This is a genomic window from Streptomyces sp. NPDC059989, from assembly GCF_042736975.1.
GTDB lineage: Bacteria > Actinomycetota > Actinomycetes > Streptomycetales > Streptomycetaceae > Streptomyces.
This window is the reverse complement of record NZ_JBHWUO010000003.1, coordinates 120,020-143,658: the sequence shown is the minus strand read 5'-3', so window position 1 is coordinate 143,658 and position 23,639 is coordinate 120,020. Positions and strand designations below refer to the sequence as shown.

Here is a 23,639-nt window from a genome sequence, read left to right as displayed (position 1 = left end):
CGCTGGTCTTCGCTGTGAGGGGTCCCGCCCGCTGGGTGGGGCCCCTTTCGCGTGTTCGGGTGCGGCGCCGCTGCGGGGGCGCTGCCCCCGAGCCCCCGCGCCTCAAACGCCGGCGGGGCTGGATTGTGCGGCACCGCTGCCGGATCTGTGCGGCGGGGCTGGTTTTGCCGGGCGAAAGCCGCGAGGCTCGGGCGTTTGGGCGGCCGATCCCGGCAGGGACAAGGGCACAGTGGAGGCATGGAGCACAGAGGCCTGGATGCGGACGGGTACATCGAGCGGGAGGGCGCCCTCGGGCGGGTGCAGGCCGAGTTCAGGCCGGTCGTGGCCGCCGCTCGGGAGCGGGTCGCCGAGGCTTACGGCCGGCGGCTGCACAGCGCCTACCTGTACGGGTCCCTGCCGCGCGGGACGGCCCGGCCCGGGCGGTCCGACCTCGACCTGCTCCTCGCCCTGCACCACGAGCCCGCCGACGAGGACCGGGACGCCGCCGAGGTGCTGTCCCGCGGGCTCGACGAGGACTTCCCCGAGATCGACGGGGCCGGGATCCTGCTCTACGGCAAGGACACCCTGCTGAGCGAGCAGGAACGATACGACCTGGGCTGGTTCCTCGCGTGCCTGTGCACCCCGCTGCTCGGCGCGGACCTCGCCGAGCACCTGCCCCGCTACCGCCCGGACAGCCTGCTCGCCCGCGAGACCAACGGCGACCTGGCCGACGTACTGCCGGGGTGGCGGGCGAAGGTGCAGGGCGCGTCGGCGCCGGAGGAGTACCGCAGGCTGAGCCGGGCCTTCGCGCGGCGCCTGGTGCGCACCGGGTTCACCCTGGTCATGCCGCGGTGGGGCGGCTGGACCAGCGACCTGGGCGAATCCGCGGAGATCTTCGGCGCGTACTACCCGGAGCGGGCGGCCCAGATGCGGGCCGCGGCCGCCGTGGCCCTGGATCCCGTCGCCGACCCGGCCGTGCTGCGCACCTACATCGAGGACCTCGGGCCGTGGCTCGCGGACGAGCACACGGCCCGGCACGGCCCGAAGGCCCCGCGGCCCTGACGCGTGGCCGGGGCCCGCGTGCTCATTCGGGGCCGCCCGGGATCAGGCCGTGCTCCTGGAGGTACTCCAGCTGCGCCCGGACGGACCACTCCGCCGCCGGCCACAGCGAGCGGTCCACATCCGCGTAGACCTGGGCGACGACCGCCTCGGGGCTGGTGAAGCCGTTCTCGACGGCCGTCTCGACCTGGGCGAGCCGGTGCGCGCGGTGGGCCAGGTAGTACTCGACGACACCCTGGGCGTCCTCCAGGACCGGCCCGTGGCCCGGCAGGACGGTGTGCACCCCGTCGTCGACCGTCAGCGAGCGCAGGCGGCGCAGGGAGTCCAGGTAGTCGCCCAGGCGGCCGTCGGGGTGCGCGACGACGGTGGTGCCGCGGCCCAGGATCGTGTCGCCGGTCAGGACGGCCCGGTCGGCGGGCAGGTGGAAGCACAGGGAGTCCCCGGTGTGGCCGGGGGTCGGGACCACCCGCAGCTCCAGGCCGCCGGTCCGGATCACGTCGCCCGCGGCCAGGCCCTCGTCGCCGAGGCGCAGGGCCGGGTCCAGCGCGCGGACCTTGGTACCGGTGAGCTCGGCGAAACGGCCGGCGCCCTCGGCGTGGTCGGGGTGGCCGTGGGTGAGCAGGGTGAGGGCGATCCGCTTGCCGGCCCGCTCGGCGGTGGCGATGACCGCGCGCAGGTGCGCCTCGTCCAGCGGGCCGGGGTCGATGACGACGGCCAGCTCCGAGTCGGGCTCGGAGAGGAGCCAGGTGTTGGTGCCGTCCAGGGTCATCGCGGAGGCGTTGGGGGCCAGGATGTTGACCGCGCGGGCGGTCGCGGGCCCGGAGGCGACGACTCCGCGGGGCTGTCCGGGCAGGGCGGCGGCGTCGGTCATGCGGGGCCTCCGAGGCGCACTCGCTTGGTGAACTCGTCGTGTCCCGGCCAGCTGAGCACGAGTACGCCGTCCTCCAGCGAGGCCTGGGCCAGAACCGGGGTGAGGTCCTGCGCCCCGGCCGCGGTGAGCGCGTCGGCGGCGCTCCCGTACGGCTCCAGGGAGCGCAGGGTGGAGATGGTGGGCGGCATCATCAGCAGCTCGCCCTTGTCGTACCCGTCGGCCGCGTCCGCGGGGCGGATCCAGACGGTCCGGTCGGCCTCGGTGGAGGCGTTGCGGGTGCGCTGCCCTTCGGGGAGGGCGGCGACGAAGAACCAGGTGTCGTAGCGGCGCGGCTCGAACTCGGGGGTGATCCAGCGGGCCCACGCCCCGAGCAGGTCGGAGCGCAGCCGCAGGCCGCGGCGGTCGAGGAACTCCGCGAAGGACAGCTCCCGCGCCACGAGGGCCTGCCGGTCGGCCTCCCACGCGTCGCCGGTGGTGTCGCCGACGACGGTGTCCTCGGTCTCCCCGGCGAGCAGCACGCCCGCCTCCTCGAAGGTCTCCCGCACCGCACCGCACACGATGGCCTGGGCGACGGCGGGATCGGTGCCGAGCCGCGCGGCCCAGTCCTGCCGGGAGGGCCCTGCCCAGCCGACCTGGTGTTCCGCGTCGCGGGGGTCCACCCCGCCACCCGGATAGGCGTACGCGCCCCCGGCGAAGGCCATCGAGGCCCGGCGGCGGAGCATGTGGACGGAGGGCCCGGCGGGGGTGTCGCGCAGCAGCATCACGGTGGCTGCGCGCTTCGGTTCCACGGGGGTGAGCGAGCCGTCCGCGAGCGCCCGGATGCGGTCGGGCCACTCCGGCGGGTACCACTGGCCTCCGGCGGGGGGCTGGTGGGGCTGCGGCTGCTGAGGACCGTGCTGACCATTCGGCATGGCGGGATGCTACGGCCATCCGGCCCGATGTTCGAGGGGCCCCCGGCCCGTGGGCGGGTGCGGCGCCACTGCTGGGGCTCCGCCCCAGACCCTCCCCCAGACTCCGTCCGGGGGGGACCCCCACCTCAAACGCCGGAGGGGTGGATTGTCCCGGCCACGGGTACAGGACCGGGCTCCGCCCGGACCCCGGTCAGAGCCCGGGACGGGAACGCGAGCGGCCCCGGCGGGCCGCCGGACAGAGTCCGGCGCAGCGGCGCGAAGCCGGGGAGGCCCGCCAGGGCCGAGACGTGCGAGCGGCGCGTCAGGAAGAGGTGACCTCGACCTGGATCTCGATCTCCACCGGCGCGTCCAGCGGGAGGACCGCCACGCCGACCGCGCTGCGGGCGTGGACGCCCTTCTCACCGAGGACGGCACCCAGGAGCTCGCTGGCACCGTTCAGCACACCCGGCTGGCCCGTGAAGTCCGGGGCCGAGGCGACGAAGCCGACGACCTTCACGACACGCGCGATCTTGTCGAGGTCGCCGATGACCGACTTGACGGCGGCCAGGGCGTTCAGCGCGCAGGTGGCGGCGAGCTCCTTGGCCTGCTCCGCCGAGACCTCCGCGCCGACCTTGCCGGTGAGCGGCAGGCTGCCCTTGACCATCGGGAGCTGGCCCGCGGTGAAGACGTAGGCGCCCGACCGCACCGCCGGCTGGTACGCCGCCAGCGGCGGGACGACCTCGGGCAGGGTCAGGCCGAGCTCGGCCAGCTTCGCTTCGACGACGCCGCTCATGCCTTCTCCCGCTTCAGGTAGGCCACGAGCTGCTCGGGGTTGTTCGGTCCGGGCACGACCTGGACGAGCTCCCAGCCGTCTTCGCCCCAGGTGTCCAGGATCTGCTTGGTGGCGTGAACAAGCAGCGGGACCGTCGCGTATTCGAACTTCTTGGTCATGGGAGCGAGGGTAGTGCCTGCCGTGCGGAGCGAAGGAATTAGGCTCGGACGCTGTGAGCAGGCTCCAGGTGGTCAGCGGCAAGGGCGGCACCGGCAAGACCACGGTCGCCGCGGCACTCGCGCTTGCCCTCGCGCGCGAGGGCAAGCGGACTCTTCTGGTGGAGGTCGAGGGCAGGCAGGGGCTCGCGCAGCTCTTCGGCGCCGAGGCGCTCCCGTACGAGGAGCGGAAGATCGCCGTGGCGCCCGGCGGCAGCGGTGAGGTCTACGCGCTCGCCATCGACGCCGAGCGGGCGCTGCTGGACTACCTGCAAATGTTCTACAAGCTCGGCTCGGCCGGCCGCGCCCTCAAGAAGCTCGGCGCCATCGACTTCGCGACGACCATCGCCCCCGGGCTGCGCGACGTGCTGCTGACGGGCAAGGCGTGCGAGGCGGTGCGGCGCAAGGACAAGGCAGGCCGGTACGTCTACGACCACGTGATCATGGACGCGCCGCCGACCGGGCGGATCACCCGCTTCCTGAACGTCAACGACGAGGTCGCGGGCCTGGCGCGGTTCGGGCCGATCCACAACCAGGCCCAGGCCGTCATGAAGGTGCTCAAGTCCCCCGAGACGGCCGTCCACCTGGTCACCCTCCTGGAGGAGATGCCGGTCCAGGAGACCGCGGACGGCATCGCCGAACTCCGGGATGCCGGGCTGCCCGTGGGCCGCGTCGTCGTCAACATGGTGCGTCCGCACCACCTGGACGAGGACACCCTGCGCACCGCGGCCGGCGACCACCGCGCCGAGGTGGCCAAGGCGCTGTCCCGGGCCGGCCTCGGCGGCGCGCGGCGCGGCGGGCTGGCCGAGCGGCTGGTGGACCCGCTGCTCACGCAGGCCGCCGAGCACGCGAGCCGGGTGGAGCTGGAGCGCGCGCAGCGCACCGTACTGGCCGGGCTGGACGTGCCGACGTACGAACTTCCCCTGCTCGGCGCGGGGATGGATCTGGGCGGGCTCTACCAGCTGGCCAAGGAACTGCGGAAGCAGTCGGTGGCCGAATGAGCGAGGGGGTGGACACCGTGGGACTGGAAACCGTGGGACTGGACACTCCGCCGGGGCTGGCGGTCGACGGGCTGCTGGACGATCCGGAGACCCGGATCATCGTGTGCTGCGGCGCGGGCGGCGTCGGCAAGACCACCACGGCCGCGGCGCTCGGCGTACGGGCGGCCGGGCGCGGGCGGAAGGCGGTCGTGCTCACCATCGACCCGGCGCGGCGGCTCGCGCAGTCGATGGGCATCGACTCGCTGGACAACACCCCGCGCAAGGTCGCGGGCGTGGGCGCCGATGGCGGTGAACTGCACGCCATGATGCTGGACATGAAGCGGACGTTCGACGAGATCGTCGAGGCGCACGCGGACGGCGAGCGGGCCCAGGCCATCCTCGCCAACCCCTTCTACCAGTCGCTGTCGGCCGGCTTCGCGGGCACGCAGGAGTACATGGCGATGGAGAAGCTGGGGCAGCTGCGGGCCCGGGACGACTGGGACCTGATCATCGTGGACACCCCGCCGAGCCGGTCGGCGCTGGACTTCCTGGACGCGCCGAAGCGCCTGGGGTCCTTCCTGGACGGGAAGTTCATCCGCGTGCTGATGGCTCCGGCGAAGGTGGGCGGCCGGGCGGGGATGAAGTTCCTCAATGTCGGCATGTCGATGATGACCGGCACGCTGAGCAAGCTGATGGGTGCCTCGCTGCTGAAGGACGTACAGACCTTCGTGGCGGCGATGGACACGATGTTCGGCGGGTTCCGCACGCGGGCGGACGCCACCTTCCGGCTGCTCCAGGCGCCCGGTACGGCCTTCCTCGTGGTCGCGGCGCCCGAGCCGGACGCGCTGCGCGAGGCGGCGTACTTCGTGGAGCGGCTGGCCGCGGAGAGCATGCCGCTGGCCGGCCTGGTGCTGAACCGGGTGCACGGCAGCGGCGCCGACCAGCTGTCCGCCGAACGGGCGTTGGCCGCCGCAGAGAATCTTGAAGAGGGCGGCATTGTCGATCAGGAGTCCGGGAAAGCTGGACTTCGTGATGCCGACAGCGACGGCGACGACACCACGGAGGTCGACGCGATCACGGCGGGGCTGCTGCGCCTGCACGCCGAGCGCATGCAGGTGATCGCGCGCGAACAGCGCACACGCGATCGCTTCACCTCGCTGCACCCCGAAGTGGCGGTGGCCCAAGTGGCCGCCCTGCCCGGCGATGTACACGACCTCGCCGGGCTGCAGGCCATCGGAGAGCGACTCGCGGCCGGGGTTCCGGCCGGAGCGTAGGCGTTCGTACGACGTGCCGTGCCGTGCTCTGGCACGGCGTGGCGCGTGACGTGGCGTCCGGGTGATCTACCCGGCTGCCGCGTACGTCTCGTACGGAACGTCGATCTCCGCATCGTCATCCATGGTGAGGATGCCCGTACTGCGCTCGTACTCCGTGCGGGCGGTTTCGAGCAGCCGTCGCCACGAGGTGACGGTGGGACGCCGGCGCAGCAGCGCACGTCGTTCCCGCTCGGTCATTCCGCCCCACACTCCGAACTCGACACGGTTGTCGAGCGCGTCGGCCAGGCACTCGGTCCGCACCGGACATCCGGTGCACACCGCCTTGGCCCTGTTCTGTGCCGCTCCTTGAACGAACAATTCATCCGGATCGGTAGTGCGGCAGGCTGCCTGCGCACTCCAGTCGGTAACCCAGCCCATCCCGGCGCCGTCCTCTCCCGAATCGAGGCTCCCCCACGGCGGTAGCGGCATATTCACCGCTGCCAGTTGAGGACGTTACGGAAGGCGAGCACAGTGCAACACCCCCGACGGGCCCAATCTTGAATGGTCCGAACGGACTATGGGTAAGCGGCAGATCACCCGACGGAGTGATCCGGCGACATGCCCGACCATTCCGGCGATTCGGGTGGAATCGGCGGGGCACCATGAACACAGCAGGCGGGATTCGGACATGAGTCCACCCCATTCGGGAAGGGTGAAAATCAAGCCGAGGGGTTGATGTCGCACCACACTGCTGTGACAGTTGGGGACAGCTTAGGCCAAGGCATTCGCGCGTGTCCGGCGAATGAGAACGTAGGCTGCCCTCCATGGGAAAGAAGCGCTCGGGCGGCGGGCTCACGGGGAGCCAGCAGGCCGCCAAGTTCCTCGGAGTGTCCGTTCTCTCCGGAGTTGTGCTGGCCGGCATGGCGATCCCGGCGGCAGGCGCCCTGGGGCTTGCCGCCAAGGGCACGGTCGAGGGATTCGATGAGATCCCGGCCAATCTCAAGACCCCGCCACTGAGCCAGCGGACCACGATTCTGGACGCCGAAGGTGTCCAGATCGCCACTGTCTATTCGCGCGACCGTCAGGTGGTCCCGCTCACGGCGATCTCCCCGTACATGCAGAAGGCGATCGTCGCCATCGAGGACTCGCGTTTCTACGAACACGGCGCGGTCGACCTCAAGGGCATCCTGCGCGCGGTCAACCGCAACGCACAGGAGGGCGGCGCGGCCCAGGGCGCCTCCACCCTCACCCAGCAGTACGTGAAGAACGTGTTCGTCGAAGAGGCCGGCGACGACGAGACCAAGGTGCGCGAGGCCCAGGAGAAGAGCCTCGGACGCAAGATCCGCGAGCTGAAGTACTCCATCCAGGTCGAGGAGGAGCTCGGGAAGAAGAAGATCCTCGAGAACTACCTCAACATCACGTACTTCGGTCAGCAGGCCTACGGAATCGAATCCGCGGCCCAGCGCTACTTCAGCAAGCCGGCCAAGGACCTGACCCTGGAGGAGTCCGCGCTGCTGGCGGGCGTCGTGCAGTCGCCGAGCCGGTACGACCCGGTGAACGACGCGCAGGAGGCGACGAAGCGCCGCAACGTCGTCCTGCAGCGGATGGCCGACGTGAAGGACGTCTCGCAGGCGGAGGCGGACGCGGCGAAGGCGAAGCCGGTCACGCTCAAGGTGACCAAGCCGAAGAACGGCTGCATCACGGCCGTCAAGGGCGCCGGCTTCTTCTGCGACTACGTGCGCAACTCCTTCCTGACCGACCCCGTCTTCGGCAAGACGCGCGAGGAGCGGGCGAAGGTCTGGAACCAGGGCGGCCTGACCGTACGCACGACCCTGGACCCGCAGTCCCAGGACGCGGCGAACGAGTCGATCAAGGACCACGTCTACCAGGAGGACTCGGTCGCGACGGCCGTGACCATGGTCCAGCCGGGCACCGGCCGGGTGCTGGCGATGGGGCAGTCCAAGCCGTACGGCTTCGGGAAGAACGAGACCCAGATCAACTACTCCGTGGACAAGCGGATGGGCGGCTCGAACTTCGGCTTCCAGGTCGGCTCGACCTTCAAGCCGTTCATCGCGGCGGCCGCCCTGGAGCGGGGGACGCCGCCGACGCAGGTGTACCCGGCGCCGAACAGGATGGACTACCCGAGCGGGATCTCGCGGTGCGACGGGTCGCAGTACATGAACGTGGCCCGGAACGGAAAGCTGGAGACGGCCGAGAACGAGACCGAGGACGAGATCGGTCCGTACGCGCTGAGGACGGCGATGGAGAAGTCCATCAACACGTACTTCGTGCAGATGATCGCCGAGATCGGGCTCTGCCCCGTGACGGAGATGACGCAGAAGCTCGGCGTGGTCCCGGCGGACGGCTCGAAGCTGCCCGAAGGACCGTCGATCGCGCTCGGCTCCGCCGAACTCTCCCCGCTCACCATGGCCAACGCGTACGCGACCTTCGCCAACCGGGGCGTCTACTGCACGCCGGTCGCCATCGAGTCGATCACCGACGCGCACGGCAAGGCCCTCGCGGTGCCGAAGACCAAGTGCGAGCGGGCCATGACGGAGAACACGGCCGACGCCATCAACACCCTGCTGCGCGGAGTGGTCGACTCCGGTACGGGTGAGCGGGCCGGCCTGTCCGACCGCGACAACGCGGGCAAGACGGGTACGACGGACTCCCGGTACAACGCCTGGTTCGTCGGCTACACCCCGAACATCTCCGGCGCGGTGTGGGTCGGCTCGGGCGGCACCAAGAAGATCACGATGGAGGACATCGTGATCGGCGGCAAGCCGTACGAGAAGGTCTTCGGCGGCGGCCTGCCCGGCCCGATCTGGAAGGACGCGGTCACCGGCGCCCTGTCCGGGCGCGAGGCCCCGAACTTCACCACGATCAGCATCCCGGACCCCGTGGTCCCGGGCGGCGCGGGCGGCAACAACGGCGGGCGGCCGACCACCACCCCGAGCAAGCCCGGGAAGCCCGGCAAGCCGGGCGGCGACGGCAAGCCCGGCGGACGCCCCGGCGGGGTGACGGCGGCCGGAGCCACCGGCGGGACGACGGGCGGCGCCACCCCGGGCAACCCGTTCCCCCGGATCACCCTCGACCCGGGCCTGATCGGCGGCCGCGAGGACCAGTAGGAAGCAGCACAGAGGGAGGGGCCCAGCCGGTTCCGGCTGGGCCCCTCCCTCTTTGTGTCTTCTGCTCCCGGCGGGCTACTCCGCGCGGGCTACTCGCCCGGTGCTAGGAGAGGTGCTTCTTGACGGCGGCGGCGACGCGCCCGCCCTCTGCCAGCCCCGCGACCTTCGGGCCCACGATCTTCATGATGGCGCCCATGGCCCGCGGCCCCTCGGCTCCTGCGGCCTTCGCCTCCTCCACGGCCTGCGCCACGATCGCGGCGAGCTCGTCGTCGGAGAGCTGCTTGGGCAGGTAGGTGTCGAGGAACTCGCCCTCTGCGGTCTCGCGCGCGGCCTGCTCGGGACGGCCGCCCTGGGCGAAGGCGTCCGCGGCCTCGCGGCGCTTCTTCGCCTCCTTGGCGATCACCTTGAGGACTTCCTCGTCGGAGAGCACGCGTGCCTCCTTGCCCGCGACCTCCTGGTTGGTGATGGCGGAGAGGGTCAGTCGCAGGGTGGACGAGTGCAGCTCGTTCCGCTCCCTGATCGCGGTCGTGAGGTCTTCCTGGAGCTTGGCCTTGAGCGTGGTCATGGGCCTGAGTCTGCCAGGTGCGGGGGCGGTGGCGCCCGTTGGTTTTCCGGGTCTGCGACGATGGGGCCATGCGTGCGCGTTACGGAGTACCCCTGAAAGCGGCTGCCGGAATCGCTGCGGTGGGGGCCGCGGGTGTGGCCTATGCCGCCGGATTCGAGGCGCGGTCCTTCCGCCTGCGGCGGGTGACCGTCCCCGTCCTGCCCCAGGGCATGCGCCCGCTGCGGATACTGCAGGTCTCCGACATCCACATGGTGCGCGGGCAGCGCAAGAAGCGCGCCTGGCTCCAGTCCCTCGCCGGCCTGCGCCCCGACTTCGTCGTGAACACCGGCGACAACCTCTCCGACACCGAGGGCATCCCCGAGGTGCTCGACGCCCTGGGCCCGCTGATGTCCTTCCCCGGCGTGTACGTCTTCGGGTCGAACGACTACTACGGGCCGCGGCTGCGCAACCCCGGGCGCTACCTGATCGAGAAGGTGCAGGGCCGGCACGGGCTGAACGGCAACAAGCCGGTCGTCGGCGCCGTCCACAACCCGTGGGAGGAGATGCGGGACGCCTTCGACGCGGCGGGCTGGCTGAACCTCACCAACACCCGGGCGCGGCTGAAGCTGGACGGCCTGGAGCTCGCCTTCACGGGGCTGGACGACCCGCACATCAAGCGGGACCGCTACGAGCGGGTGGCGGGCGGTCCGGAGGCCGACGCCGACTTCTCGATCGCCGTCGTGCACGCCCCGTACCTGCGCACGCTGGAGGCCTTCACGGAGGACGGCTACCCGCTGATCCTCGCCGGGCACACGCACGGCGGGCAGCTGTGCATCCCCTTCTACGGGGCGCTCGTCACCAACTGCGACCTGGACACCGAGCGGGTCAAGGGCCTGTCCACGCACGAGGCGGGCGGCCACCGCGCGTACCTCCACGTCTCGGCGGGCTGCGGCACCAACCGGTTCACCCCGGTCCGCTTCGCCTGCCCGCCGGAGGCGACACTCCTGACGCTGACCCCGAAGGCGTGATCCGCGTAATACGTTGACGGGATGATCCCACCGGCGGTCTCCCCCTCGCGCCTCGTCCCGGCGGCCTTCCGCGCCCTGACCTCCGCCGCGGCCGTGGTGGGGCTGGTCATCGAGTGCGCGTACGGCAGCGTGCCCGTCGTCCTGAGCTTCTTCACGATCTGGACGGCGCCCGCGCCACGCCGCGCAGTGGCTCGCGTACCCGCTGGCGTACGTGACCTTCGCGCTGATCCGCGGCGAGCTGCTCACCCCGGGCACCAAGACCCGGTACACGTACCCCTTCATCGACGTGGCCCAGTACGGGTACGCCCGCGTCGCCCTGAACGCCGTCGTCCTGGGCATCGCCTTCTACGCCCTCGGCCTGCTCCTGGTCGCCGCGGACCGCTTCCGCCCGGCGTCTGCCCTGGCCCCGCGGCCACTCCGCGAAAACCGGATTTCGTCTCCGGCCGGAGGTCCGCTAAAGTAATCGATGTCGCCAGGGCAGCAAGCGCTGCAAGGCGGCGATCGGGGTGTAGCGCAGCTTGGCAGCGCGCTTCGTTCGGGACGAAGAGGTCGTGGGTTCAAATCCCGCCACCCCGACTTCGTAAGACCAGGTCAAGGGCCTGATCCACTCAGTGGATCAGGCCCTTCCTGCATATCCGGTGAGGTCGGCCGACGGACGAACTCCGCCTCCGCCGCCCGATGTACGGCTCGTGCGCGTCCCCTTCACCCCTTATCGGTGCCAGCCGTCAGCGCTGTCAGCTCGGTGGCGGTCAGGGTGAGGAACTCCGGGGAGAGGCCGGGTGCCACGCCGTGTTCCGCGGCCGTCGCGTCGAGGTGGTCGAGGACCGCGGCGACCGTGGGGTGGGAGCCGACCGGGCGGAGGAGCCAGAGGCGGCCCCGGGGGCGGGGCGGGAGGCCCAGGGCGGCGAGGGCGGTGTCCGACTCGCCGTCGAGGTCGCGGAGGTCGGCCTCCGGGAGCGGGGCGCACTCCACGTCGGTGATGTGGCCGTGGCCGTCCAGCGAGGTCTCCACGGCCCAGTGCGTGGAGCGGTCCGGGATCCAGGTGCGGGCCGCCGGGGGCCAGACGTACGGGAGGAAGGCCCAGCGCAGTTCCTCGGGAGCCGGCTCCCAGCCGAGCACTTCCAGCTCCCGGATCTCGGGCAGCCCGTCCGGTTCCAGTTCGCTGCGGCCGGTACGGCGCAGTGCGAGCGGGTGCGGTGTTCCGTCCTCGTCCCACGACATGCGGGCACGCTATCCGACGTGGTGGCGGATGTGGGTGACCTCCGCCTCCGGCCGCGGGTCAGGCCGGATCCGGGAGGGACGGCCAGGGGCGGCGGCTGAAGTCGACCTCCTGCGGGGGCTCTCCCGGCCAGGACAGGCGGGTCGGAGCGGGCGGGGTCTGCGCGATGACGGTGCCGCGGGCGACGACGTACCGGGGGCGGACCTGGCGGCGGATGGCCTCCTCGGGCGTCGGCGCCGGGAGCAGGACGAAGGAGGCGGGGGCGCCCTCCGCGATGCCGTACTCGGCGTCCGACAGGCCCAGGACCCGCGCCGCACGGTCCGTCACCATCGAGAAGGCCACCGGGATCTCGTCCGCGCCGGTGAGCTGGGCCGCGTACAGCCCGACGAGGGCGGTCTGGAGCGGGTTGGCGGTGCCGAGGGCGTTCCAGGGGTCCATGACGTCGTCGTGGCCGAAGGCCACATTGACCCCCGCCGCCAGCATCTCCTTGACCTGGGTGAGGCCGCGCCGCTTGGGGTAGGCGTCGAAGCGGCCCTGGAGGTTGAGGTTGGCGAAGGGGTTGGAGACCAGGTTGATGCCCGAACGGGCCAGCAGGCGCTGGAGTTTGAAGCTGTACGCGCCGTTGTAGGAGCCCATCGCCGTCGTGTGGGAGGCCGTGGCGCGCTCGCGCAGGCCCGAGCGCAGCGCGAGGGTGGCCAGCACCTCCACGAACCGGGACTGCTCGTCGTCGATCTCGTCGCAGTGGGCGTCCACGCGCAGCCCGTGCTCCTCGGCCAGCGCGAAGGCCGTCCGCAGCGAGGCCACCCCGTCCTCGCGGGTGTCCTCGAAGTGCGGGATGGCGCCGACGACGTCCGCGCCGCGCCGGAGCGCCTCGCGCAGCAGCGCCTCGCCGTCCGGGAAGGAGACGATCCCCTCCTGCGGGAAGGCCACGATCTGGAGGGTCATGACGTCCCGGACCCGGTCGCGCACCTCCAGCAGCGCGTCGAGCGCGGTCAGGGAGGGGTCGGTGATGTCGCAGTGGGTGCGCACGTGCAGCACGCCCTGCGCCGCCTGCCAGCGCAGCACCTCGCTCGCCCGCGCGACGACGTCCTCGCGGGTCAGGGTCCGCTTGCGCTCGCTCCAGCAGGCGATGCCCTCCCAGAGGGTCCCGGAGGCGTTGGGGCGCGGTTCGCCTGCGGTCAGGGCGGTGTCGAGGTGGATGTGCGGCTCGACGAAGGGCTCGCTGAGGAGCGAGCCGTGGGCCTCGATGAGGACGCCGGTGGCCGGCGGCTCCTTCTGGTCGTCGTACGGGATCACCCGCGCGATCCGGCCGTCCTCCGCGACCTCCACGTCTACGAGGTCGTGCGCGTGCAGCAGCCGGGCACCCCGGACGATCATCCGCATGCCGCCAGCCTACGCACGCGGCCCGACGTTTCACGTGAAACGCCGGGCCGTGACCGGTGCCGCAGACTCAGCCGCGCTTGGACTGGGCCTTCTGCTGCATGCCCCGCGTCTTCGCGGAGACCGACTGCACGTCTCTGACCGCGGCCTTGGCGCGTGCCTCGGCCGCCGTGTTCTTTGCCATCGCACGCTCGGAATCCTGGTGGCCGTGGTGACCGGAACGAGCCTTCTTGGCCATGATCACTCCTCCTCGGAGCACGGGACAGGCGTACGGGTTCCACTGTGCGCCCGTTCGGAGCAGTCGGCATCCCGGCGGGCCGTGCGGCCGATGCGGCAAGAATGGGGGGCATGACCAGCGACAGCGAGACCACCCCCGAGATGCCCGACTGGGAGAAGCGCTTCCGGGCGCCGCGCGTCGGGCTGCCCGACTGGGCGGAGGACGCCCCGGACCGTTCCCTCTTCGTCTCCAACGCGACGGGGACCTTCGAGCTCTACGCCTGGGACCGCGCCACCGGCGCGCAGCGGCAGGCCACCGACCGCCCCAACGGCACCACCGACGGCACCCTCTCCCCCGACGGCGAGTGGATCTGGTGGTTCTCCGACACCGACGGCGACGAGTTCGGCACCTGGGTGCGCCAGCCCTTCGCGGGCGGCCCCGACGAGCCGGCCACCCCCGGGCTGGAGCCCTCCTACCCGGCCGGGCTCGCGATCGGCCGGGACGGGACGGCGGTCGTCGGGCGCTCCACCGACGAGGACGGCTCGACCGTCCACGTGGTCCCCGCGGACGGCTCCGCGCCCACCGTGATCTACCGGCACCGGGAATCGGCCGGCGTCGGCGACCTGTCCCGCGACGGGACGCTGGTCGCCATCGAACACACCGAGCACGGTGACGCCATGCACTCCGCGGTGCGCGTGCTGACCCTCGACGGGACCACCGTCGCCGAGCTGGACGACTCCAAGGGCGGCACCGAGGAGCTGGGCCTCGAGGTCCTCGGCTTCGCGCCTGTCGACGGCGACACCCGGCTGCTCGTCGGGCACCAGCGGCGCGGCCGCTGGGAGCCGATGGTGTGGGACCTGGCCTCCGGCTCCCAGACGGGCCTGGCCATCGATCTGCCGGGCGACGTCAGCGCCGAGTGGTACCCGGACGGCTCGGCCCTGCTCATCGCGCACAGCTTCGAGGCGCGCAGCGAGCTCTGGCGCTACGACCTGGCCGCGCGGGACCTCGTACGGGTGGACACGCCCGCGGGGACGGTCTCGGGTGCCACGGCGCGGCCCGACGGGACGGTGGAGTTCCTGTGGTCCTCGGCCGCCGAGCCCTCGGCGGTACGGTCCACCGCGGGCGGGATCGTCCTGGACGCTCCCGGTTTCCGCGCGCCGGGCTCGGTGCCGGTGGAGGACGTGTGGGTGGAGGGCCCGGGCGGCCGGATCCACGCGCTCGCCCAGCGGCCGGCCGGGCGCGGCGACGGCCCCTTCCCGACGGTCTTCGAGATCCACGGCGGTCCCACCTGGCACGACAGCGACGCCTTCGCGGCGACCCCGGCGGCCTGGCTGGACCACGGTTTCGCGGTCGTCCGGGTCAACTACCGCGGCTCGACCGGCTACGGCCGCGAGTGGACGGACGCCCTCAAGCACCGGGTCGGCCTGATCGAGCTGGAGGACATCGCGGCGGTCCGGGAGTGGGCGGTCTCCTCCGGCCTCGCGGACCCGGCGCGCCTGGTCCTCTCGGGCGGCTCCTGGGGCGGCTACCTGACGCTGCTGGGGCTGGGCACGCAGCCCGGGGCATGGGCCGTGGGCCTGGCCGCCGTACCGGTCGCGGACTACGTGACGGCGTACCACGACGAGATGGAGGCGCTGAAGTCCCTGGACCGCACCCTCTTCGGCGGGACGCCGGAGGAGGTCCCGGACCGCTTCGAGGCGTCCTCGCCGCTGACGTACGTGGACGCGGTGAAGGCCCCCGTCCACATCGCGGCGGGCGTCAACGACCCGCGCTGCCCGATCCGGCAGATCGAGAACTACGTGGACCGGCTGGCGGCGCGCGGGGCGGTGCACGAGGTGTACCGGTACGACGCGGGGCACGGTTCGCTGGTCGTGGAGGAGCGGATCAAGCAGGTCCGGATGGAGCTGGAGTTCGCGCTGAAGCACCTGCCCGCCTGACCCTGCGGGACGGCGCCCGGTGCACCCCCCGTACGGTGGTGGGGTGCACCGGTTTCTCCTGACCCCGCGCTGGTGGGGGATCAACGTCTTCGTCGCGCTCGCCGTTCCCTTCTGCCTGTTCATGGGGTCCTGGCAGCTCGGGCGCTTCGAGGACCGCGTCGACACGCACCGCGAGGCGACCGCCGAACGGCCCGCCGACCAGGCCGCCGCGCCGCTGGACTCGCTCCTTCCGGTGGACAAGAAGACCTCCGGGCGCCTGGCCTCGACCGCCGGGGAGTACGCCGAGCAGCTGCTGGTCCCCGAACGGCGGCTCGACGGGAAGTCCGGCTTCTACGTCCTGACCCTGCTGAAGACCGACTCCGGCAAGGCCGTCCCGGTGGTCCGGGGCTGGCTGCCGGGGACCGCGGACGCCGCGAAGGCGCCGGCCGCGCCGACCGGGCGGGTGGAGGTCTCGGGCGCGCTCCAGGCCTCGGAGAACTCCGGCACGAAGGGGGTCCACTCCCAGGGCGGCCTGCCGGCCGGGCAGCTCGGGGTGATCGGGGCGGCCTCGCTGGTCAACATCGTCCCGTACGACCTGTACGACGCGTGGCTGACGGTGCAGACCCCGGCGGACGGCATGATTCCGGTGCCCGCGCAGGCGCCGAACAACACCGGCCTCGACCTGAAGGCCTTCCAGAACCTCGGCTACACGGGCGAGTGGTTCGTCTTCGTCGCCTTCGTGCTCTTCATGTGGTTCCGGCTGTACCGGCGCGAGGTGGAGACCCTTCGCGATGCCGAAGCCGGCTTGGTGCCGGCGGGCGTGGGCCCGGTCTGACCTGCGGCGCCGCTGCCGGGGCTCCGCCCCAGACCCCGCGCCTCAAACGCCGGCGGGGCTGAATTGCTACGGCTTCGCCGGCTCCACCGGGATCGTGCCCGTGCGGTACAGGGTGCCGCCGCAGGCCTCGGGAAGCGTTGTCCGGGTGGTCGGGGATCCCGTCTGCGGGGTGTGCGAGACCGCCACACCGGCCGGTTTCGCGGGCTCGCCGCTCGTCTGGGTCTCCCCGGACCCGGTGGTTCCGGAACTCCCCGTACCGGCGTCCGCGCCCTGCTCCTGCGGCGGCTTCGCGCTCGCGCCCGTGCCCGGGGTCTCCGCCGTACAGGCCTCCCCCGACGGCACCCACGCGAAGCGGACCTCGTACGCCGTATTCGGCGGGAGCACCAGCACCGGGGCCTCCGCCGAGGGGTCCGGCAGCAGCCCGCTCGCCGGGTCCCCCGCCGTGTGGCCGACCACGGCGACCCCGGAGCCCTGGCCGGGCGCGGTGCCGGCCGCGGCGGCCGCCGTCACGGTGTCCGGGCCGGTGACGGTACAACCCCGCGCCGAGACGTTGGTGACCTTGAAACTGCCGTACACCTTGCCGTCGGCCTCGGGGGCGCGGGCCAGGCCCACCACCCCCAGCTGCTCGGCTCCGCATCCGGGCACGCTCGCCGCGGCCGCCGGCGGGTACGGGCCGCCACCGGCGGCCGGGCCGGCCGTGGTGCCGCCGGTTCCGGCCGAGGCGCCGGCGCCTCCGGACGGGCCGACCGTCACGCCGCCGGACGGGAAACCGCCGAGGCTCGGGACCGGCTGGCCGATGCCGCCCGCGTCGGGGCCGCCACCGGCGGAGCGGGTGGACCGCGGCGGGATCCCGGATCCGTTCTGGTGCGGATCGGACGGCGAGGCGCCCGGCTTGCCGCCCGGCTGCGCCCCGTGCCCGGCCATCGCCGAGTGCTCGGTGGGGTCGACCTCTGCGGCCGTCATGTGCAGGGCGGCCGGGATCGCGGTCCCGGCGAGCAGGGCCACCGCCGCGGCGCCGACGAAGACCTGGCGCTTGAGGGTCCGGCGCGCGGGGACCGCGTACCGCAGCCGCTCCAGCGCCCCGTCGGAGGGCTCCAGCCCCTCGACGGCCCCGCGCAGCAGGCCCCGCAGGGCTTGCTCCTCGCTCGCGCCGCCCGGCGGAATCTGGTCGTCCATCATGACTGCGCAGCCTCCATCGCCACCCGCAGCGCGGCAATGCCCCGCGATCCGTACGCCTTCACCGAGCCGAGCGACACTCCGAGCGTCTCGGCGACCTGGGCCTCCGTCATGTCCGCGAAGTAGCGCAGCACCAGTACCTCTCGCTGGCGCCGCTGCAGTCCGCGCATCGCCTTGATCAGATCGTCCCGCTCCAGCTGGTCGTACGCGCCCTCCTCGGCGCTCGCCATGTTCGGCATCGGCTTCGACAGCAGCTTGAGGCCGAGGATGCGCCGGCGCAGGGCGGACCGGGAGAGGTTCACGACGGTCTGGCGCAGGTACGCCAGCGTCTTGTCGCGGTCGCGGACCCGGCTCCGGGCGGAGTGGACGCGGATGAACGCCTCCTGGACCACGTCCTCGCAGGAGGCGGTGTCGTCGAGGAGCAGTGCGGCGAGGCCGAGGAGCGAGCGGTAGTGCGCCTGGTAGGTCTCGGTGAGGTGGTCGACGGTGGTGCCGGCCACCACCTCGGTCACCGTCTCGGCCGTCTCGGCCGTGTCGGCCGTCCCGGCTGTCCCGGCCGTCTCGACCAGCTCCGCCGGCCCGGCCTGCCCGCCCTTGTCGCCGCTCCCCGCCGCGTCAGCGCTGTCGCGCGGCGCGGGCACGCGGCCGCCCCGGGTCGTTGCGGCCGCCCGTACGGAGGCCTCGGGCGGCCCCGCCGGCGGGACGGGAACGATCACGGGAAGACCGCCGCCGGGCGCACGGGAGCCCCGGCGCGACGGGACGAACCCGGTGCGCGCCGGTAGGACGGCCAATTCCAGTAGTGCCTCTGCCACGCCTGTAGGACACGCGTCCCCCCGTCAGGGTTGTACGCGCGAGGCAGCCCAGCCAGCAATATCCCCATTGCCCTCATGCGTACCCGCTCTTCCCGATTGCCCCGTCCTTCGAGACGGCAGTCGGGCCATCACCTTGATCAAGGGATCAGCACCGATCCTACAAAGCGGATTACGCAAATTCACCTGCGATCAGTTCCGCGATCTGGGTGGCATTCAGGGCGGCGCCTTTGCGGAGATTGTCCGCGCACACGAAGAACTCCAGCGCACACCGGTCGTCGAGCGAGACCCGCAGCCGCCCGACCCAGGCGGGATCCGTCCCCGCGGCGTCCGAAGGGGTCGGGAACTCCCCCGCCGCCGGGTCGTCCACGAGGACCACGCCCGGCGCGGCCTCCAGGATCTCCCGGGCGTGCACGGCCTTCACCTCGTTCTCGAAGCGGGCCCGCACGGTCAGGGAATGCCCCGTCACGACGGGAACCTGTACGCAGGTCACGGCGATCGGCAGCGCCGCCAGATCCAGGATCCGGCGCGTCTCCGCCCGTACGGCCAGCTCGTGCGAGGACCAGCCGTCCTCGCGCAGCTCACCGGACCAGGGCACGACGTTGAGGGCCAGCGGGGCCGCGAAGGGGCCGGTGTCCTCGCCCACGGCGCGGCGCACGTCACCGGGCTGCTCGCCCAGCGAGGTCCCGGCGACCAGCGACAGCTGCCGGCGCAGCACCTCGGAGCCGGCCCGGCCGGCGGCGCCCGCGGCCTGGTACGAGGAGACAGCCAGCTCGCAGAGGGAGTACTCGGCGTGCAGCGCGCCTAGGGCGGCGATCATCGCGGCGGTCACGCAGTCGGGGCCGGCGACGATCCCGCGCGGCCGGATCCGTACGGCGTGCCCGTTGACCTCGGGCACCACCAGCGGCACCTCGGGGTCTTCGCGGAAGGCGGCGGACTGGTCCACGACGACGGTCCCGCGCGCGGTGACGACGGGGGCCCAGCGGGCCGAGACCTCGGCCGGGGTGAGGAAGAGCGCGACATCGCCCGGCCCGAAGCCGTCGAAGGCGTCCTCGGTGAGGGCGAGCACCTCGGTCTCCTCCGCGCGGACGGTCAGCACGCGGCCGGCCGAGCGCGCGGAGGCGATCAGGCGTATGTCGCCCCAGACGTCCGCGCGCTGGGACAGGATCTGGAGCAGGACCGAACCGACGGCCCCGGTCGCTCCGACCACGGCGAGCGCCGGGCCGGAGGACCGGTGCGCGGTCATCGTCCGGTGCCTCCGTAGACGACGGCTTCGTCGCTGTCGGAGTCGAGGCCGAAGGCCGTGTGCACGGCGCGGACGGCCTCGTTGACGTCGTCCTGGCGGGTCACGACCGAGATGCGGATCTCGGAGGTGGAGATCAGCTCGATGTTGACGCCCGCGTCGGACAGCGCCTGGAAGAAGGAGGCGGTGACGCCCGGGTTCGTCTTCATGCCCGCGCCGACCAGGGAGATCTTGCCGATCTGGTCGTCGTAGCGCAGGGAGTCGAAGCCGATCTGGCCCTTCGCCTTCTCCAGGGCCTCGATGGCCTTGTGACCCTCGGCCTTGGGGAGCGTGAAGGAGATGTCGGTGAGGCCCGTCGAGGCCGCCGACACGTTCTGCACGATCATGTCGATGTTGATCTCGGCGTCCGCGATGGCGCGGAAGATCGCCGCGGCCTCGCCCGGCTTGTCCGGGACACCGACGACCGTGATCTTGGCTTCGGAGACGTCGTGAGCGACTCCGGAGATGATGGCGTGCTCCACCTGCTCGTCCCCTTGCGGCTGTTCGTTGCTGACCCAGGTTCCGCGCAGTCCGGAGAAGGACGAGCGGACGTGGATCGGGATGTTGTATCGGCGTGCGTACTCGACACAGCGGTGCAGCAGCACCTTGGAACCGGAGGCGGCGAGCTCCAGCATGTCCTCGGAGGAGATCCAGTCGATCTTCCGGGCCTTCTTCACCACGCGCGGGTCGGCGGTGAAGACGCCGTCCACGTCGGTGTAGATCTCGCAGACCTCGGCGTCCAGCGCCGCGGCGAGCGCGACGGCGGTGGTGTCCGAGCCGCCGCGGCCGAGGGTGGTGATGTCCTTGGAGTCCGCGGACACGCCCTGGAAGCCGGCGACGATGGCGATGTTGCCCTCGTCCAGCGCGGTGCGGATACGGCCCGGCGTGACATCGATGATGCGCGCTTTGTTGTGGACCGAGTCGGTGATCACGCCTGCCTGGCTACCGGTGAACGACTGGGCCTCGTGGCCCAGGTTTTTGATCGCCATGGCCAGCAGGGCCATGGAGATCCGCTCTCCGGCGGTCAGCAGCATGTCGAACTCACGCCCGGCAGGCATCGGGGATACCTGCTCGGCGAGATCGATCAGCTCGTCCGTCGTGTCGCCCATCGCGGAAACCACGACGACCACCTGGTGGCCGTTCTTCTTGGCATCCACGATCCGCTTGGCGACGCGCTTGATGCCCTCGGCATCGGCTACGGAGGAGCCTCCGTACTTCTGCACGACAAGGCCCACGTGCGCTCCTCGCTCAGTCCGTCTCATTGCTGGTGCAGTGTAACGAGCGGCCGCGATCCGACCGCTTCGTACCACATCATGAGACGAAAAGATCAAAGAATACGTTCCCTCGCCGGGGCTCGGATCGGGGCTCTACTTGCGGCCCAGACCGCCCAGCTCCTCGGCCATGACCTGCCCGGCCTGCTCCGCGAGGTCGTCCTCCGCCAGGTCCTCGTCCGTGTCCAGGCCGTCCAGCGCGGCGAGCGGCTGGTCCAGCCGTACGTGCGCGATCAGCGACTGGAGGGCACGCAGGGTGGCCGAGGCCGTCGGGCCCCAGTTGGTGAAGTACGAGAACTGCCACCACCACAGCGCCTCCGTGATGCGGCCCGCCTGGTGGTGGATGAGGCCGTGCCGCAGGTCGGCGACCACGTCGGCCAGGTCGTCGGAGATCCGGTGGGGCACCGGGGCCTTGCGCGGCTCGTACGGGTCGAAGACCTCGGAGTAGACGTCGACCGGCTCCAGCATGACCGCGAACCGCTCGCGCAGGTCGTCCACGTCCGGCTCCGGACCGAGGTCGGGCTCGTAGCGCTCCTCGGGCAGGACGTCCTGGTACGCGCCGAGCCGGCCGCCCGCGAGCAGCAGCTGCGAGACCTCCAGCAGGAGGAACGGCACCGCGCTGTCCGGGTCCTCGCCCTTGGCGACCTCGGTGACCGCGACGATGAACGACTCGATCTGGTCGGCGATCGAGGCGGCGAAGTCGTCGGGATCCTGGCCGAGAGCGTGCAGCGTTGCGTCAGACATCGAGAAGTCGCCTTCCTTCAAAGGCCCGCCCGAGCGTGACCTCGTCCGCGTACTCCAGATCTCCCCCGACGGGGAGCCCGCTGGCCAGGCGGGTGACCTTGAGGCCCATGGGCTTGATCATGCGGGCGAGGTAGGTGGCGGTCGCCTCGCCCTCCAGGTTCGGGTCGGTCGCCAGGATCAGCTCGGTGACCGTGCCGTCCGCGAGACGCGCCAGCAGCTCGCGGATGCGCAGGTCGTCGGGGCCGACCCCCTCGATCGGGCTGATCGCGCCGCCGAGGACGTGGTACCTGCCCCGGAACTCGCGGGTCCGCTCGATCGCGACGACGTCTTTCGGCTCCTCCACGACACAGATGACCGTGGTGTCGCGGCGCGGGTCACGGCAGATGCCGCACCGCTCCTCCTGCGCCACGTTCCCGCACACCGCGCAGAACCGGACCTTCTCCTTGACCTCCAGCAGCGCGTGCGCGAGGCGGCGGACGTCGGTGGGCTCGGCCTGCAGGATGTGGAAGGCGATCCGCTGCGCGCTCTTGGGCCCGACGCCGGGCAGCCTGCCCAGTTCGTCGATAAGGTCCTGGACCACGCCTTCGTACAACGGACTGCCTTCTTTCGGTGTGCGGGGTTACTACGGGCAGGTACCTGGTACTCGGTACCTGGTATCAGGTACTAGAACGGAAGGCCGGGAATGCCGCTGCCGCCACCCAGACCCTGGGCCAGGGGGCCCAGCTTCTGCTGCTGGAGCGCCTGGGCATTCTCGTTGGCCGCCTGCACCGCCGCCACCACCAGGTCGGCGAGGGTTTCGGTGTCCTCCGGGTCCACGGCCTTCGGGTCGATCACCAGCGCGCGCAGTTCACCGGAACCGGTGACGGTCGCCTTGACGAGGCCGCCGCCGGCCTGACCCTCGACCTCGGCCTGCGCGAGCTCCTCCTGGGCCGCGGCAAGGTCCTGCTGCATCTTCTGAGCCTGCTGGAGCAGCTGCTGCATGTTGGGCTGGCCACCACCGGGAATCACAGGTCACTCACTCCGTAGCATCCGTCCAAGCCTGGGGCAGCTTGGTCAATCCGAGCCTACGTGCTCACCGGGCGCCGCGCCCTACGCCGTGAGGACCAACTCTTTCGAGTGAGAGACGGGGCGTACGCGTACCTGATGGAGACCTCCTTGCGGGCGGAAATCCCGGGATTCGTTGTCCATCGAGCGTCATTCGAAGGTAGGAAGAGCATGCGCACCATTGCGCACACGCGCACCACCACACGTCAGCGCAGGCAGAGGGAGTGCCGGGTGAGCCAGCCGGAGATGCAGCCCGAGGGGCCACCCCGGGATCCCCGGGAGGAGGGCGGCGGGCCGATGGCGGGCGATCTGACCGGTCGGCCCTTCCCCCTGGGGGACTGGGGCGAGCCCGCCGAGCGGCTCGACGAGCTCTACCGGCGGGTCGAGGCCGACGCACTGCGCACCGCCGAGTGGTATCTGTCCGACCGGGCGTGGAAGAGCCGGGGGGCGCGCGTGCTGCGCGCCGGGGCGGCCGTGGGCGCCGTCACGGGCGCCGCGATGCCGCTGCTGGAGCTGACGGGCTCGGCGCCGGGCGCGTCGGCGTACGGGTACCTGTCGCTGCTCCTGGGCGCGGCCTGCCTGGCCTGCGACCGGTTCTTCGGCCTGACCTCGGGCTGGATGCGGGACGTGGCCACCGCCCAGGCGGTGCAGCGCCGGCTGCAGACCCTCCAGTTCGACTGGGCTTCGGAGAACGTGCGGGAGGTGCTGGGCCCGACCGAGGGCACGGCCAGCGAGGCGGCCGAGCGCTGCCTCACGGTGCTGCGCCGCTTCTCGGAGGACGTGACGGAGCTGGTGCGCTCCGAGACCGCGGAGTGGATGGTGGAGTTCAGCTCCGGCCCCGCGCCCCTGGTGATGCAGTCCCTGGGCGCCTCCGGAGCCCGCGCGGACGCCTACGTCCCCCCGGCCCGCTTCCCCCTCCCCCCGGGCACCCGCCCGAACATGCCCCGCCAACGCCCTCCGGAACAGCCGCGCTGATACGGGCGCGCGGTAACGGGCGCCGCGAAGCGCGGGGCCGGGGGCGGAGCCC

At 72.0% G+C, this 23,639-nt stretch carries 25 protein-coding genes and 1 tRNA gene; 10 read left to right on the top strand and 16 right to left on the bottom strand.

From position 1 onward, the window contains the following. The first annotated feature begins 237 nt into the window (after window positions 1-237). Window positions 238-1,041, top strand: coding sequence for a nucleotidyltransferase domain-containing protein (locus ACFWBN_RS04030; protein WP_385170142.1), 804 nt, complete (start codon window positions 238-240; stop codon window positions 1,039-1,041). Between the two features lie 22 nt (window positions 1,042-1,063). On the opposite strand, the gene ACFWBN_RS04025 is transcribed toward ACFWBN_RS04030, so the two are convergent. From ACFWBN_RS04025 to ACFWBN_RS04010, 4 genes are all read right to left on the bottom strand, one after another. Beyond that, window positions 1,064-1,909, bottom strand: a complete 846-nt coding sequence (locus tag ACFWBN_RS04025) for an MBL fold metallo-hydrolase (RefSeq protein ID WP_385170139.1) — start codon at window positions 1,907-1,909, stop codon at window positions 1,064-1,066. Beyond that, window positions 1,906-2,820 (bottom strand): NUDIX hydrolase, encoded by a 915-nt coding sequence (locus ACFWBN_RS04020; protein WP_385170136.1) that lies wholly within the window; start codon window positions 2,818-2,820, stop codon window positions 1,906-1,908. Before ACFWBN_RS04020 ends, ACFWBN_RS04025 begins: the two co-directional genes overlap by 4 nt. Before the next feature lie 301 nt (window positions 2,821-3,121). After that, entirely contained in the window at window positions 3,122-3,592 is a 471-nt protein-coding gene (locus ACFWBN_RS04015; protein ID WP_385170133.1) for a RidA family protein, read from the bottom strand. Next, window positions 3,589-3,750, bottom strand: a complete 162-nt coding sequence (locus ACFWBN_RS04010) for a DUF4177 domain-containing protein (protein ID WP_007264966.1) — start codon at window positions 3,748-3,750, stop codon at window positions 3,589-3,591. Before ACFWBN_RS04010 ends, ACFWBN_RS04015 begins: the two co-directional genes overlap by 4 nt. Before the next feature lie 53 nt (window positions 3,751-3,803). On the opposite strand from ACFWBN_RS04010, the gene ACFWBN_RS04005 reads away from it, so the two are divergent. Together ACFWBN_RS04005 and ACFWBN_RS04000 are read left to right on the top strand one after the other, a co-directional pair. After that, window positions 3,804-4,787, top strand: coding sequence for an ArsA family ATPase (locus ACFWBN_RS04005; RefSeq protein ID WP_385170130.1), 984 nt, complete (start codon window positions 3,804-3,806; stop codon window positions 4,785-4,787). Beyond that, on the top strand, window positions 4,784-6,040 hold the full coding sequence (locus ACFWBN_RS04000; protein ID WP_385170127.1) for an ArsA family ATPase: 1,257 nt from the start codon (window positions 4,784-4,786) through the stop codon (window positions 6,038-6,040). The genes ACFWBN_RS04005 and ACFWBN_RS04000 overlap by 4 nt, the downstream gene beginning before the upstream one ends. A 66-nt stretch (window positions 6,041-6,106) precedes the next feature. On the opposite strand, the gene ACFWBN_RS03995 is transcribed toward ACFWBN_RS04000, so the two are convergent. Further along, a complete protein-coding gene (locus tag ACFWBN_RS03995) occupies window positions 6,107-6,457 on the bottom strand; it encodes a WhiB family transcriptional regulator (protein ID WP_382637509.1) in 351 nt (116 codons plus the stop codon). 386 nt (window positions 6,458-6,843) lie between these two features. Here ACFWBN_RS03995 and ACFWBN_RS03990 point away from each other — a divergent pair, with 386 nt between their 5' ends. Beyond that, complete coding sequence (locus ACFWBN_RS03990) at window positions 6,844-9,147, top strand: transglycosylase domain-containing protein (protein ID WP_385170124.1); 2,304 nt, start codon at window positions 6,844-6,846, stop codon at window positions 9,145-9,147. A gap of 103 nt (window positions 9,148-9,250) precedes the next feature. On the opposite strand, the gene ACFWBN_RS03985 is transcribed toward ACFWBN_RS03990, so the two are convergent. Beyond that, window positions 9,251-9,712 carry a GatB/YqeY domain-containing protein gene (locus ACFWBN_RS03985; RefSeq protein WP_385170121.1) on the bottom strand — a complete coding sequence of 154 codons (462 nt, stop codon included), beginning with the start codon at window positions 9,710-9,712 and terminating at the stop codon, window positions 9,251-9,253. 68 nt (window positions 9,713-9,780) lie between these two features. Here ACFWBN_RS03985 and ACFWBN_RS03980 point away from each other — a divergent pair, with 68 nt between their 5' ends. The 3 genes from ACFWBN_RS03980 (at window position 9,781) to ACFWBN_RS03970 (ending at window position 11,295) form a co-directional block, all read left to right on the top strand. Next, on the top strand, window positions 9,781-10,719 hold the full coding sequence (locus tag ACFWBN_RS03980) for a metallophosphoesterase (protein ID WP_385170119.1): 939 nt from the start codon (window positions 9,781-9,783) through the stop codon (window positions 10,717-10,719). A 211-nt stretch (window positions 10,720-10,930) separates the two neighbouring features. Beyond that, window positions 10,931-11,182 (top strand): Pr6Pr family membrane protein, encoded by a 252-nt coding sequence (locus tag ACFWBN_RS03975; protein WP_385170116.1) that lies wholly within the window; start codon window positions 10,931-10,933, stop codon window positions 11,180-11,182. Between the two features lie 39 nt (window positions 11,183-11,221). Continuing rightward, window positions 11,222-11,295, top strand: a tRNA-Pro gene (locus ACFWBN_RS03970). A 126-nt stretch (window positions 11,296-11,421) separates the two neighbouring features. Here ACFWBN_RS03970 and ACFWBN_RS03965 read toward each other — a convergent pair. From ACFWBN_RS03965 to ACFWBN_RS03955, 3 genes are all read right to left on the bottom strand, one after another. Further along, complete coding sequence (locus ACFWBN_RS03965) at window positions 11,422-11,940, bottom strand: DUF5956 family protein (protein ID WP_385170113.1); 519 nt, start codon at window positions 11,938-11,940, stop codon at window positions 11,422-11,424. A 58-nt stretch (window positions 11,941-11,998) separates the two neighbouring features. Then, window positions 11,999-13,321 carry a cytosine deaminase gene (codA, locus tag ACFWBN_RS03960; protein ID WP_385170110.1) on the bottom strand — a complete coding sequence of 441 codons (1,323 nt, stop codon included), beginning with the start codon at window positions 13,319-13,321 and terminating at the stop codon, window positions 11,999-12,001. Window positions 13,322-13,388: 67 nt separating this feature from the next. Then, window positions 13,389-13,556 carry a hypothetical protein gene (locus tag ACFWBN_RS03955; RefSeq protein ID WP_385170107.1) on the bottom strand — a complete coding sequence of 56 codons (168 nt, stop codon included), beginning with the start codon at window positions 13,554-13,556 and terminating at the stop codon, window positions 13,389-13,391. Window positions 13,557-13,657: 101 nt separating this feature from the next. Between ACFWBN_RS03955 and ACFWBN_RS03950 the strand changes: the two genes are divergently transcribed. Next, complete coding sequence (locus ACFWBN_RS03950) at window positions 13,658-15,472, top strand: prolyl oligopeptidase family serine peptidase (RefSeq protein WP_385170105.1); 1,815 nt, start codon at window positions 13,658-13,660, stop codon at window positions 15,470-15,472. 43 nt (window positions 15,473-15,515) lie between these two features. Further along, window positions 15,516-16,286, top strand: a complete 771-nt coding sequence (locus tag ACFWBN_RS03945) for an SURF1 family protein (RefSeq protein ID WP_385170103.1) — start codon at window positions 15,516-15,518, stop codon at window positions 16,284-16,286. Window positions 16,287-16,352: 66 nt separating this feature from the next. On the opposite strand, the gene ACFWBN_RS03940 is transcribed toward ACFWBN_RS03945, so the two are convergent. From ACFWBN_RS03940 to ACFWBN_RS03910, 7 genes are all read right to left on the bottom strand, one after another. After that, the gene (locus tag ACFWBN_RS03940; RefSeq protein ID WP_385170100.1) at window positions 16,353-17,465 is read right to left on the bottom strand and encodes a hypothetical protein; all 1,113 of its coding nucleotides are present in this window, start codon (window positions 17,463-17,465) and stop codon (window positions 16,353-16,355) included. Beyond that, window positions 17,462-18,274 carry a SigE family RNA polymerase sigma factor gene (locus ACFWBN_RS03935; RefSeq protein WP_385170098.1) on the bottom strand — a complete coding sequence of 271 codons (813 nt, stop codon included), beginning with the start codon at window positions 18,272-18,274 and terminating at the stop codon, window positions 17,462-17,464. The genes ACFWBN_RS03940 and ACFWBN_RS03935 overlap by 4 nt, the downstream gene beginning before the upstream one ends. A gap of 169 nt (window positions 18,275-18,443) precedes the next feature. Next, window positions 18,444-19,517 (bottom strand): aspartate-semialdehyde dehydrogenase, encoded by a 1,074-nt coding sequence (locus tag ACFWBN_RS03930; RefSeq protein ID WP_385170095.1) that lies wholly within the window; start codon window positions 19,515-19,517, stop codon window positions 18,444-18,446. After that, a complete protein-coding gene (locus ACFWBN_RS03925; RefSeq protein WP_385170093.1) occupies window positions 19,514-20,788 on the bottom strand; it encodes an aspartate kinase in 1,275 nt (424 codons plus the stop codon). Before ACFWBN_RS03925 ends, ACFWBN_RS03930 begins: the two co-directional genes overlap by 4 nt. A gap of 132 nt (window positions 20,789-20,920) precedes the next feature. Then, window positions 20,921-21,568 carry a DUF5063 domain-containing protein gene (locus ACFWBN_RS03920; protein ID WP_385170091.1) on the bottom strand — a complete coding sequence of 216 codons (648 nt, stop codon included), beginning with the start codon at window positions 21,566-21,568 and terminating at the stop codon, window positions 20,921-20,923. After that, window positions 21,561-22,160, bottom strand: a complete 600-nt coding sequence (gene recR, locus ACFWBN_RS03915; RefSeq protein WP_365144499.1) for a recombination mediator RecR — start codon at window positions 22,158-22,160, stop codon at window positions 21,561-21,563. The genes ACFWBN_RS03920 and recR overlap by 8 nt, the downstream gene beginning before the upstream one ends. Before the next feature lie 71 nt (window positions 22,161-22,231). After that, window positions 22,232-22,576 (bottom strand): YbaB/EbfC family nucleoid-associated protein, encoded by a 345-nt coding sequence (locus tag ACFWBN_RS03910; protein WP_078892798.1) that lies wholly within the window; start codon window positions 22,574-22,576, stop codon window positions 22,232-22,234. Window positions 22,577-22,843: 267 nt separating this feature from the next. Between ACFWBN_RS03910 and ACFWBN_RS03905 the strand changes: the two genes are divergently transcribed. After that, window positions 22,844-23,587, top strand: a complete 744-nt coding sequence (locus tag ACFWBN_RS03905) for an SLATT domain-containing protein (protein ID WP_385170086.1) — start codon at window positions 22,844-22,846, stop codon at window positions 23,585-23,587. The last annotated feature ends 52 nt before the right edge of the window (window positions 23,588-23,639 follow it).